Origin of the sequence: Muriicola sp. (assembly GCF_041567615.1) — a bacterium.
Taxonomy (GTDB): domain Bacteria; phylum Bacteroidota; class Bacteroidia; order Flavobacteriales; family Flavobacteriaceae; genus Muriicola.
Window position 1 is genome coordinate 1 of the sequence record NZ_JBFGBM010000072.1, and the last position, 11902, is coordinate 11902.

Here is an 11902-nt window from a genome sequence, read left to right on the forward strand (position 1 = left end):
CGAACTCACGATCAACGGGGATTATTTCCCCACGGATCCCACCGTGTTTTTTGGAGAAGACGAGCTTCCGATCACTTTCTACGATCCCGAGTATCCCACCGAGATCAAGGTCCTTGTAGGTCCCTTCACAGGGAACGACCCGGTGACGGTGTTTACGAATTCTACTACGCCACTGGGAGGCGACGGAGGAAAGTCGAATCCTATCTTCCTGCTGGATCCCGGGACCATCGCGATCAATATTGCCGCGAACGATATCCAAATTGAATATGGACAGGATTATGAATTCGGTTTCACTGTGGAGGGATTGCCGGAGGGCACGGATTTTGAAAGCCTCGGACTTCCTCCTGTCAAATTCACGACGGAGGCTGTTGGTCCTTTTCCTCGTGTGGCCAACTATGTGATCTTTCCGTCCTTCGACCTGGAAAATGCCACCCCTGATCAGCTCACAGCCCTTGAAGGGTATGTGGTCAACTTTAAGAACGGGTCCTTTATCGTCAGTAAAAAAGACCTGGAAATTGTTCCTGAACCCGTTGAGGTGGTCTATGGTCAGCCTATAGTCCTGAACCTGAATTACAACTATGACGCCACTGGGATATCAGATAACCAGGCCTTCCTATCGGCCCTTTCCCAGGCTCATCTTACGACCTTTTATCCTGAGAATACCCTGGCCCTGATCAATGGCTTTAAGGCCCTGGTCAATGACGAGCAACTGGCCATCCTGAATCTGTTGGACGAGGGCAGCTGGATCTCTACGGAACGCACCTTGCAGAACGGCTTTAAGGCTCTGGTCAACGAGATGAACCTCGTAAACCTGAACACCACACACTTTGATGATTATTCGGACTACCTGACCAACGGTTTCAAGGCCCTGGTCAATGATTTCAAGGCCCTGGTCAACAGTGAGGACCTCTTTAATGGAGCTGCCTCCTTCGGGTCCTTTGAAAATGGTTTTAAAGCCCTTGTAAATGACAGTGATCTTGGGGGAGCAAATGATTTGAACGACTATTCCGAGGTATTTGCTATCGTGTATGATGGTGACGGGGATGAAGCGATCAGCAGCTTTTATTCCCTCAACCTGATCACCGGTCTGGACGTAACCCCCGGAACAGAGTTCCACAATTCCTTTCCGGGTACATTGCTGGACCCCATCGGTTATAATTTCAATATTACCTACGGTTCAGGTACGATCCGCGTGACTCCCGCCAGTCTCACTGTATCCACCGGAGATATCGTTATCGATCAGGGAACTGAGATCGATCCTGCTGCTATTGCGACCAGTATTGAAGGATATGCCTACAACGAGACCGCTGCAGACGTATTCCCCGCCGGGATCCCATATCTCTTTAAGGATGAGAACGGGGTGGACTATACTCCGGGAGCTACCGGTATTTTCTTTATCACCCTGGAAGAACCTAAGAATTATACAATTTCTTATGATCAGGTGGGTGTGGTCTACATCAACCCCACCGGGAATGAACTCCGGAAGATCCGAACCTATATGGACTGCGTTGAGCTCATCTCGGGAGATCCCGACGGGCTCAACTACATTGCTCACTTCCGTTATGAGAACCCCAATGCACAGACGATCTATATCCTTGAAGGTCCGGAGAACCGGTTAACCGGACCGGCGTTGTACAGTGGGGAATTGCCATTCATGTTCCTCCCGGGTACTGGGACCTTTACGATCAAATTTGATGGAAATACCCTGAAATGGGAACTTACCAGCCGGGATAGTACTCACAAGAGTTCCACCACTTCGGAGGTGAATGCCAATTCTAACCGATGCGATTCGGGCAGTGGTGGAAGTACGGCCTTTATCCTCTATCCCAACCCGGTGGGAGGTGTGTTGTTTATAGACCAGGACCTTCCTGAACTGGTTACCCTGGATGTCTTTAATATGTACGGTATCTCCATGCTGCGCACCTCGCTGGACGGCAGGTCCGGACCCGTAACACATCAGATCGATATGAGTGATTACCCCCTTGGGTTGTACTTCTTCAGGTTTACAACCAGGGATGGGGCACTGGAATACCGGGTTATCAAAGAGTAAAGGAAAATGAAGGAATACAGAAAAGTGAGGATACGATTGTTCACAGGACTACTGCTGGGGCTGCTGGCTGGCATTGCATTTAACGTACATGCACAGACCCGGGAAATTGACAGTCTTCAGCAGGTGATCGCATCCGGCAAACAGGATATCTCGAAGGTAAATTCCCTGAACGCCCTGAGCCTCGCCGTACTTTCTCAGGAGGATATTGAAGGCGCCATACGATATGCCGAGGAAGCCGATGAACTCGCTGAGATATTGAAATACACAGAAGGACAGGCCCTGGCACAGAAATACATCGGTCTCGGGAATTACTACCAGGGAAATTACCTCGCGGTCATGGACCACTGGACACAGTCCCTGGAGAGTTTTGAAAAGGTCAGGGATACAAGCGGGATGGCCAATATCCTCAATAATCTAGGGGGTGTTTACCTGAGTCAGGGCGGAAGTGATAAGGCGCTGGATTACTATCTCAGGTCGCTCTACTTTGCCGAAAAGATCGGGGATACGATGCGCATCACCTCTGTGTTGCCCAATATAGGTGCTGTCTACGGAGACCTCAAGGACTACGATAAGGCCCTTGAGTACTTTGAGCAGCTCGAAACCTATCTGCCCTATATTTCGAACCCTCAGATCGCCACCTATTACTACATGGGTATTGGCGAGATCTTTAACAAGCGTGAAGATTACGACCGGGCTCTGGAGGCCTATCAATGGGCTTTGCCGCTTTCAGAAAACACTTCTGATTACACTCATATCCTCAAGGAAATGGGTACTATCGAGAACAAGATCGGGAACCGGAACAAAGCCGTGGAATACCTGACCCTTTCCTATAAAACTGCCCGGGAAAAGAAGCAGCCGCTGGAAACTTTGAATGCACTCATCGGCCTTGGAACGGTATATCAGAAGACGGATTTCTCAAAAGCGGTAGGATTATACGCCGAAGCAGAGGTGCTGGCCAAGGAGCTGGGATCCGATAAAGGGCTGCGCGATATTTATGAAGGGTTGTCTGCTACCTATTCCGCTTTTGGCAACTACCGGAAGGCCTTTGAATACCAGAATCTCTTTCTTGCTCAAAAGGACATCCTCTACAACCTGGAGACCGATGACAAGATCAGGGGGTTACAATTCGATTTTGAAAATCAGCAGAATCAGGATAAGATTGACTTACTGAACAAGGAAAAGGAGATCGCAGCACTACAGGCCAAACGTCAGAAATACGTCATCTACGGGACCATTATCTCCCTTATCCTGGTCTTTGTCATGGCCGTTGGGGCCTACAGCCGATACAAATACGTGAAGAAGACCAACAAGATCATCGCCGACGAAAGGGATCGATCAGATAAGTTGCTGCTCAATATTCTGCCTGAGGAAACCGCCGAGGAACTCAAGCAAAACGGAAAGGTGGCCGCCAAGCGATTTGAGTCGGTGACCATCCTGTTTTCGGATTTCCAGGGATTTACATCCCATGCCCAGAACCTGTCGCCGGAGATCCTTGTGAAAAGCGTCGATTATTATTTCTCCCGATTCGACGAGATCATGGATAAATACGAACTGGAAAAGATCAAGACCGTAGGGGATGCCTATATGTGTGCCGGGGGCTTGCCTTTCCCGACAACGGACCACCCCTTTAAAATGGTGGAGGCTGCCTTTGAGATGGCAGCCGTCATGGAGGAGATCAAAAGGGAACCCAAGGAGGGCATTGTGCCCTTTGAGGTGAGGATAGGTATCAATACGGGTACTGTGGTTGCCGGGGTGGTGGGGCTCAACAAGTTTGCCTACGATATTTGGGGGGATGCGGTCAATGTGGCCTCCCGAATGGAATCCCTCTCGGAACCGGGCAGGATCAACATTTCGGAAAATACCTACCAGCGCATAAAAGAGGTATACGATTGCGTATCCAGAGGGAAGGTGTTGGTGAAGAACAAGGGCGAAATGGAAATGTATTTTGTTGAGAAAAGGAAAATAATCCGCCATGCCAAATCCAAAGAGGAAGTAAATGCCTAAATTGTGGTTCACAACTAAGTACAGAGCATGAGCAGACAGGACCCGAATAATTACTGGGAACAACTCGAGCGACTCGAAAAACTGATCAGGGCCTCCGAATTCAAGGCGGGGGTCATTTTTTCCTTTCACAGTCTTATCCTGGGGCTGTTCGCAGACCGGCTGGACGCATTTCAACCTTCATTTGAGACCAACATTTGGTTCACGGTCTTTGCCTTTCTCTGGCTGCTTTGTGTGCTGATTTCCACCTTTTTCTGCTTTAAATGCTTTATGCCACAGATGGAGATGAAATACGACGACAATGTCTTTTTCTTTCTGGATGCGGTTAAGGCCTTTGGAAGCTCGGAGGAATACACAAAAAAACTGCTTGAGATCTGCAGTAGTGAGGAAGAACTTTACTCCCAGCTGGCCCAACAGATCCACGCGGAAAGCAAGATCATAGCCGATAAATTTGCCAGTGTACACAAAGCCCTCAGATTTTTTGCCCTGAGTTTTGTGTTTGCCATGCTGGGCCTGATTTTCTGGCTCGTGCAGGTCATCAGTTAATGAGTCATCGTCATGACGGGATATTTGAAGTTGCGGAAGAAGGTTCTCGAGCTACTTCGGGAAGAACTCTCACCAGACCTTTGTTACCACGGCCTGTCACATACCCTTGATGTCCTGAAAGTATGCAATGACTACATCAGGCGACTCCATATCGCCAAAGAGGATGCCCTCCTGCTCCGCACCGGGGCTTTGTGTCACGACCTGGGATTTACGGTTACCTATGAGCGACATGAGGATCACGGGATCGCCCTCACCCTGAACTATATGAGGGAATTTGGCTTTACCCCCGAACAGCGTAAGGTGGTGGTCGGACTCATACGGGCCACGGAAGTGCCCCAAAACCCCAGAACCCTCCTGGAACGCATCCTGTGCGATGCAGACCTGGATTATCTGGGTCGCGATGATTACGATAAGATCAGCGACAAGCTCCTGAAAGAATTAAGGCATTTCGGGGTGGAATTATCGGAAGAAGATTGGAGGGAGAAGCAGATCTCTTTCCTGGAGAAACACCGATACCATACCCCTTATGCCATCAAACACAGGGAACCTTTGAAACAGAAACACCTGGAAAAGATCAGGAAACAAGTTTAAATTTCACTTCTTTTTTGAAGCCAGGGGAGCCAGGTATTTTTTGTCCATGTAAAAGGTGCCATAGGGCAGGAGGGAGGCTAGGAAGAACTTGAAATACCTTTTGAGTCCCCAACCTTGCTGCCTGCAAAATACATAGGCCAGCACAATAAAGGCAAGAAAGAGTCCCCCGTGCACATAACCGATATAAATATTGGGTTCCCTGATGTTTGCCCAGTATTTCAGGGGCATGCTAAAACCGAACAACAGGAGGTAAGAAACGCCTTCAACAATGGCCAGGGCGCGCATGAATGACAACATAACGGGCCCGGGATTAGAGGTGTATCACTTCTCCATAAGCATCCGCAACAGCCTCCATCACTGCCTCACTCATGGTGGGGTGGGGGTGTACCGCTTTGAGGATCTCATGGCCTGTGGTCTCGAGTTTCCGACCCAGGACAGCCTCTGCGATCATGTCAGTCACACCGGCCCCGATCATATGGCAGCCCAACCACTCTCCGTATTTTGCGTCAAAAATGACCTTTACAAAACCTTCAGAATTACCGGAAGCCTGAGCTTTTCCGCTGGCGGAGAAGGGGAATTTCCCCACCTTGACGTCAAATCCCTTTTCCCTTGCCTGTTTTTCCGTCAGGCCCACGGAGGCTACCTCAGGCATACAGTAGGTGCAACCTGGGATATTGTTGTAATCTATGGGTTCTACGTGCAGGCCGGCGATCTTCTCCACGCACAGGATCCCTTCCGCTGAAGCTACATGAGCCAAAGCAGGACCGGGGGTCACATCGCCTATGGCGTAATAGCCCGGGATGTTGGTCTGGTAGTAATCGTTCACCAGAATCTTATCACGATCCGTGGCAATGCCCACCTCTTCGAGCCCGATATTCTCAATATTGGTCTTGATCCCCACGGCAGAGAGGACCACGTCGGCTTCGATGACCTCTTCCCCTTTCGGAGTTTTCACGGTCACTTTCACCCCATTCCCTGTGGTATCTGCCTTGGTGACCTCCGAGGAGGTCATGATCTTGATGCCCGATTTTTTAAAGCTGCGCTCCAATTGCTTGGATACTTCCTCATCTTCCACGGGTACGATGTTCGGAAGGAATTCCACCACGGTTACGTCCGTCCCCATGGCGTTGTAGAAGTAGGCGAATTCGATCCCAATGGCTCCGCTTCCCACTACTACCAGCTTTTCAGGCTGTTTTTCAAGCGTCATCGCCTTGCGGTATCCGATGATCTTCTTACCGTCCTGGGGAAGGCTGGGCAATTCCCTGCTTCTGGCACCCGTTGCAATGATGATGTGGCTGGCGCTGTATTCCGTCTCTTTCCCGTCCTCACTTTTTACGGATACCTTTTTGCCAGGCTTTACTTTCCCGTATCCGCTGATCACCTCGATCTTGTTCTTTTTCATCAGGAACTGTACGCCTTTACTCATGCCCTGGGCTACATTCCGGCTTCGTTTTACCACGGCGTCAAAGTCCTTATCTGCTCCGCTTACTTTCAGGCCGTAATCCCCTGCGTGTTGGAGGTATTCAAAGACCTGGGCCGATTTTAAAAGGGCTTTGGTCGGGATGCATCCCCAGTTGAGGCAGACGCCTCCAAGGCTTTCTTTCTCAACAATGGCCGTTTTTAAACCGAGCTGGGAGGCCCTGATAGCTGTCACATACCCACCGGGTCCGCTGCCCAGTACAATTACATCGAAGGTGCTCATCTATTTTGTTTTTTGGATCTGTTAAAGTAAGGTCGCAAAGGTACAAAACCAATCCGAAACGCGCCGAAGAAAGCACGCCCTTTGAATGGTTCTTTGGTGAGGATAGAAAGGCGTTTGAACCTTCCTTATGTAATAAGTTGAAAAACAGTTTGATGACCCTATTCTGCAGGCACAAATTTCAGTGCTGCCCCGTTGATACAATGGCGTTTTCCGGTGGTGTTGGCAGGTCCGTCGTTAAAGACATGCCCGAGGTGGCCACCACAAACGGCGCAGTGTTCCTCCGTCCTGGGATAGCCAATATCGTAATCTACATCATACGCAACATTTCCTTCGATCTCCCGGTCGAAACTGGGCCATCCGGTCCCGGAATCAAACTTGTGCTCACTTTTGAAAAGGGGGGTGCCACATCCTGCGCACACATAAGTCCCGGGAGCCTTAATGTCCAGAAGATCACTGCTCCAGGCATTTTCCGTCCCGGCTTTTCGGAGTACGTAGAATTGCATGTCAGTGAGTTCTGCCTTCCACTGGGCTTCTGTCTTGTTCACCGCATAGGTCTCCTGTTCCTGGGCCCCTGCATCCGATGACGCCTTCTGGCCCTCTTTTTCCTGAGAGACCCCTTTGCAACTCAGGGCCAGGAGGCAAATTCCTATCAGATATATCTTTTTCATAGCAATATTTTTGGATTGGACGTTCTCTTGTCTATTTCCTTTCAAAAATACGGAATAAAAAAGCCCCTGAAAAGTTTCCAGGGGCTCCTTCTTTTATGAGGGATCTATCAATCCAGCGTAATTCGGTGAATGTCTTTCTCGTCTACTTTCAAGGAAGCCATCACGGATTCTATATTGGACACATCCATCCTGGAGGTTTGCCCGTATTCTGCAGGCACAATGGCGATCCTGAAGACCTGGTTATCCGTATCACCAGGCTGGAGGGTACTCAGGTCAAAATCCGACTCGAGGAATACACTCACATCAAAAAAGGTATGGTCGTAATTGTACTGCAGCAATCCCTGATTCAGGATACGGGTCTGAGGCAGGAGTCTCCAGATATCCACGGGCTGTCCGTTGCCGTCATCGGTCTGGTCCCAAAGGATATAGACCAGTACCAGGTCTGATTCAAAGACCTCTACCGTACTGGGAAACTCGTAGAATAAGGTGTAGTCATTAGCAGCGCTGAAGGTACCTTCGATCTCCAGTACAGTTCCCAGGATATTCACCCCGTCCAGGCCGTCGAGGCCGTCTCTCCCATCAAATCCGGGAGGTCCCGGAGGTCCGGCAGGGCCTTCACAGGAGGTCATCAAGGCTATGGCGATAGTGCTGAAAATAAGTCCGATTTTTTTCATGATTTTTTCTGTTTTAAAGATCCGTCTTTGAAAAAACGGAGCAGGTTCTACTTTATTTTACGATCTGATTTTTCGAATGTTTGTTAACCTGTTCAAAAAGCGTTCCAAAAAAATTCTGGCAATGGGAGAATGGGTTGGAAAAGTCCTTTAATTTTACGGGCTTAAGCCGATCCTATTCCATAATATTTTCTATTTTTAGCCCAAACCAAAGAATTCAAAAATGCCGATGAAACAAGAGCGGGTGGTGATCGAAAATGTGAATCCACAACTCCAGTGCGGGACCTATTTTATCAAGCGGGTCGTAGGTGAGAAAGTCATAGTTCATGCAGACGTTCTGGGAGATGGGCACGATGTGATACAGGCGGAGGTGGCCTTTAAGCACGAAGGCGACAAAGCCCTGGAATACGTGCGAATGGAACACCTCGGCAATGATGTCCACAAGGCCGAATTTAAGGTCGAAAAACAAGGTTTTTACGAATACAAGGTCCAGGGTTGGGTAGACAACCCCCTGAACTGGCAACATGGAATAGAGGCGAAGTTGCAGGACGGTCAGACCGTGACCAGTGAATTGCTGGACGGGGTTCAGTACCTGGAACACCTGCTCAACCAACTCAAGGGCAAGGAGAAAGAGTACATCTCAGAACTTATCCAAGCCTTTCAGGATAAGGGTTCCTATGATCAGGCGATCAAAGCGGCCGTATCGAATAAACTGCACAGCCTCTTTGTCCGTTACCCATTAAAGAACCTGGTAAATTCAAGTCGTACCTTACAGGTATACGTAGACCGGAAAAAGGCAAATTTCAGTACCTGGTATGAATTCTTTCCCCGGTCAACAGCCGCGGAACCCGGGAAGCACGGGACTTTCCAGGATGCTGAACGCATTTTGCCTAAGATCGCTGCCATGGGGTTTGACACCGTCTACCTGCCTCCTATACATCCCATCGGAGAGGTAAACAGGAAAGGTAAAAATAACACAACGGTAGCCAAAGAAGGAGACAGCGGTGTACCCTGGGGAATAGGTTCCCGACACGGGGGTCACAAATCCATCCACCCCGAGCTGGGTACAGAGGCGGATTTCAGGTCGTTTATCAAGAAGGCGGGAGAATACGAGATGGAGGTGGCCATGGACCTGGCCTTTCAGGCGGCTCCGGACCATCCCTATATCACCTCAAACCCGGAATGGTTTCGGAAAAGGCCGGACGGGACCATGCAGTACGCCGAAAATCCCCCGAAAAAGTATCAGGATATCGTTAACTTCTATTTTGAATCCAAAGAATATCAGAGTCTTTGGAAAGAATTGTTGGATGTGACTCTGCACTGGATCGGTTTCGGGATAAAGATCTTCCGGGTCGATAACCCCCACACCAAACCTTATTTTTTCTGGAACTGGCTGATCTCAGAAGTTAAGAAGGATCACCCTGATGTCCTTTTCCTGGCCGAGGCATTTTCGAGGCCCAAAGTAATGCAGCAATTGGCAAAACAAGGCTTCTCTCAATCGTATACCTATTACACCTGGAGGGTTCACAAACACGAACTCATAGAATATATGACCGAGCTCACCCAGTCCGAGATGAAGGAGTACTACCGCCCGAATTTCTGGCCTAATACTCCTGACATCAATCCTTACCACCTTCAGGGGGCCAATGAGAGCATGCACCTGATCCGATATGCGATGGCTGCGACCCTGTGCGGAAATATAGGTATCTACGGCCCGGTCTATGAATATATGATTACGGAATCCATGCCCGGCAAGGAGGAGTATATGCATTCAGAAAAATATGAGGTACGCTTGTGGGACTGGTCTTTGGAGAACAAGATTACCTACCTGATCAAGAAGATCAACCAGATCAGAAAAGATCATAAAGCACTGCAGCAAACCAATAATATCAGGTTTTGTACCGTTGAAAATGAAAACCTCCTGGCCTTTTACAAATGGGACGATGAGAGGAATGACGAGTTGCTGGTAGTGATCAATCTGGACTGTTATTATCCACAGAGGGGTATGGTTCAAATGCCCTTGGGAGAACTGGGGGTTGAACCAGGGAAACCTATGCAGATGAGGGACCTGGTTACAGACAATAGCTATATTTGGTACAACGAATGGAACTTCGTGGAACTTCCGGCGAGTCTGCCTTTCCATATATTCCAGATCAAAAAATAAAAATGGCCGAAAAAAAACAGGAAACCGCCCTACAGAAACCCTATGTCTTTGACGTGGCGTGGGAATCCCTGATGGATGACAAGAAGTTCATCTCGGCCTTTCTCTCGGAGATCCTGGAAGCCTATGTCGTAAAACAACGATGGTATGGGGGTAAGAGCAGCAAACTGAAATACATAGAACTGCAGGAGTACTTCAGGATACAGCAGAAAGGGGAGGTGTATTACGGCCTGCTTCTGGAGGTAAATTTCGAAGAGGCTTTTTACCAACATTACTTCCTGCCCATCGCCTTTGTTTCCGACGAATCCTTTGCCGAAAAAGACCGTATCCTCCCCTTGAGCATCAAAGGACAGGAAGGCTTCATCATTGATGCCCTCAATCTCGAGGCTTTCCGCAAACTGGTTTATGAAAGGATCATCACGGCCGAACCCAACGATACCACCAGGGTACAATACCATCACAATGTCAATTTTCAGGGAGAACCCTATGCATCCTCCAAATTCATGGGGATGGAGCAAAGCAACACATCCATCATCATCAATGGAAAGTCGGTTATCAAGTTCTTTCGCCGGATCTACGCAGATAAGAACCCGGATTATGAAATGAGCCGGTTCCTGTCGGAGCGCAAGGGATATAAGAATACGCCGGAGTATCAGGGCAGCCTGAGCATCATCGATACGGACAACGTGGGGGTGACCATTGCCCTGATGCAGGAATTGGTCCCCAACCAGGGCGATGCCTGGGATTATATGCTCAAGGAACTCCATAAGGTGTTCTCCAATTTGGAGAGCAAACACATCAACGTAAACCACCTGCCGGCGGTTCCTTTGTTCGAACGCCTAAAAATCAACGATGTGCCCCCTCAGATCATAGACTGGGCAGGCCTGAATGTCTTCCTCAAGCTCCAGATGCTCGCCAGGAGGACGGCCGAGATGCACATTGCGCTGGGTTCGGAATTCGAGGACACGGCCTTTACGCCTACCCATTTTACGGGCGATTACGAAGTCTGGCTTAAGAACCGCCTCTTGTATCAGTTTCAGAACAGGCTCAATACGGTCGAGAACAACCTGCACAGGCTCAAGGACCTTTCCCTGGACCTCGCCAAGGAATTTCTGGAACGGAAGAACGAGATCCGGAAACGCTTTGTGAATTTCGACTGGACAAAACTAAAAGGAGAGCGGATCAGGGTGCACGGCGATTACCACCTGGGACAGGTCCTGGTGAGGGATGACGACTTTTACCTCCTCGACTTCGAAGGGGAACCTGAGAGCACCATCAGGGACCGGAAGGTAAAACAACCTCCCTTGAAGGATGTGGCCGGGATGTTCAGGTCCTTCCATTACGCCGTGTATGCCACGATTTTTAACAACGAGGAGTCTTACCCGTATTCCAGGGAAGAACTTTTCAAGGCTGGGGAAATCCTCTATAATTATTTTGTCGGGGTTTTCCTGGAGACCTATGTAGACCTGATCCAGGGTCACAATATCAACATCGGCTACAGCCAGGAGCGCA

The 11902-nt window shown here is 49.2% G+C and carries 10 protein-coding genes; 6 read left to right on the forward strand and 4 right to left on the reverse strand.

The features are described from left to right. The 4 genes from ABYP73_RS06535 to ABYP73_RS06550 all read left to right on the forward strand — a co-directional run. The coding region (locus ABYP73_RS06535) for a T9SS type A sorting domain-containing protein (protein ID WP_372973808.1) at window positions 1-2050 on the forward strand (2050 nt) is incomplete at its 5' end. 6 nt (window positions 2051-2056) lie between these two features. Next, window positions 2057-4054: an adenylate/guanylate cyclase domain-containing protein gene (locus ABYP73_RS06540; protein ID WP_372973809.1), complete on the forward strand. Its 1998-nt coding sequence runs from the start codon at window positions 2057-2059 to the stop codon at window positions 4052-4054. A 27-nt stretch (window positions 4055-4081) separates the two neighbouring features. Beyond that, window positions 4082-4597 carry a Pycsar system effector family protein gene (locus tag ABYP73_RS06545; RefSeq protein WP_372945668.1) on the forward strand — a complete coding sequence of 172 codons (516 nt, stop codon included), beginning with the start codon at window positions 4082-4084 and terminating at the stop codon, window positions 4595-4597. A 12-nt stretch (window positions 4598-4609) separates the two neighbouring features. Continuing rightward, a complete protein-coding gene (locus ABYP73_RS06550) occupies window positions 4610-5188 on the forward strand; it encodes an HD domain-containing protein (protein ID WP_372945669.1) in 579 nt (192 codons plus the stop codon). Between the two features lie 3 nt (window positions 5189-5191). Here ABYP73_RS06550 and ABYP73_RS06555 read toward each other — a convergent pair whose 3' ends face one another. The 4 genes from ABYP73_RS06555 to ABYP73_RS06570 all read right to left on the reverse strand — a co-directional run bounded on the left by ABYP73_RS06555 (window position 5192) and on the right by ABYP73_RS06570 (window position 8232). Continuing rightward, complete coding sequence (locus ABYP73_RS06555; protein ID WP_372945670.1) at window positions 5192-5485, reverse strand: DUF3817 domain-containing protein; 294 nt, start codon at window positions 5483-5485, stop codon at window positions 5192-5194. A 13-nt stretch (window positions 5486-5498) separates the two neighbouring features. After that, a complete protein-coding gene (gene lpdA / locus ABYP73_RS06560; RefSeq protein ID WP_372945671.1) occupies window positions 5499-6890 on the reverse strand; it encodes a dihydrolipoyl dehydrogenase in 1392 nt (463 codons plus the stop codon). Between the two features lie 158 nt (window positions 6891-7048). Further along, on the reverse strand, window positions 7049-7558 hold the full coding sequence (gene msrB, locus ABYP73_RS06565) for a peptide-methionine (R)-S-oxide reductase MsrB (protein WP_372945672.1): 510 nt from the start codon (window positions 7556-7558) through the stop codon (window positions 7049-7051). 107 nt (window positions 7559-7665) lie between these two features. Continuing rightward, window positions 7666-8232: a collagen-like protein gene (locus ABYP73_RS06570; RefSeq protein WP_372945245.1), complete on the reverse strand. Its 567-nt coding sequence runs from the start codon at window positions 8230-8232 to the stop codon at window positions 7666-7668. Between the two features lie 220 nt (window positions 8233-8452). On the opposite strand from ABYP73_RS06570, the gene ABYP73_RS06575 reads away from it, so the two are divergent. Both ABYP73_RS06575 and ABYP73_RS06580 read left to right on the forward strand, forming a co-directional pair. Further along, complete coding sequence (locus ABYP73_RS06575; RefSeq protein WP_372945246.1) at window positions 8453-10393, forward strand: alpha-1,4-glucan--maltose-1-phosphate maltosyltransferase; 1941 nt, start codon at window positions 8453-8455, stop codon at window positions 10391-10393. A gap of 2 nt (window positions 10394-10395) precedes the next feature. Beyond that, window positions 10396-11902: trehalose synthase (locus tag ABYP73_RS06580; RefSeq protein ID WP_372973810.1), on the forward strand; the 1507-nt coding region annotated here is incomplete at its 3' end.

Coding starts and splice junctions, on each gene's coding strand:
- ABYP73_RS06570 (WP_372945245.1), bottom strand. CDS start 8,232: ATGAAAAAAATCGGACTTATTTTCAGCACTATCGCCATAGCCTTGATG.
- ABYP73_RS06575 (WP_372945246.1), top strand. CDS start 8,453: ATGCCGATGAAACAAGAGCGGGTGGTGATCGAAAATGTGAATCCACAA.
- lpdA (WP_372945671.1), bottom strand. CDS start 6,890: ATGAGCACCTTCGATGTAATTGTACTGGGCAGCGGACCCGGTGGGTAT.
- ABYP73_RS06550 (WP_372945669.1), top strand. CDS start 4,610: ATGACGGGATATTTGAAGTTGCGGAAGAAGGTTCTCGAGCTACTTCGG.
- msrB (WP_372945672.1), bottom strand. CDS start 7,558: ATGAAAAAGATATATCTGATAGGAATTTGCCTCCTGGCCCTGAGTTGC.
- ABYP73_RS06545 (WP_372945668.1), top strand. CDS start 4,082: ATGAGCAGACAGGACCCGAATAATTACTGGGAACAACTCGAGCGACTC.
- ABYP73_RS06555 (WP_372945670.1), bottom strand. CDS start 5,485: ATGTTGTCATTCATGCGCGCCCTGGCCATTGTTGAAGGCGTTTCTTAC.
- ABYP73_RS06540 (WP_372973809.1), top strand. CDS start 2,057: ATGAAGGAATACAGAAAAGTGAGGATACGATTGTTCACAGGACTACTG.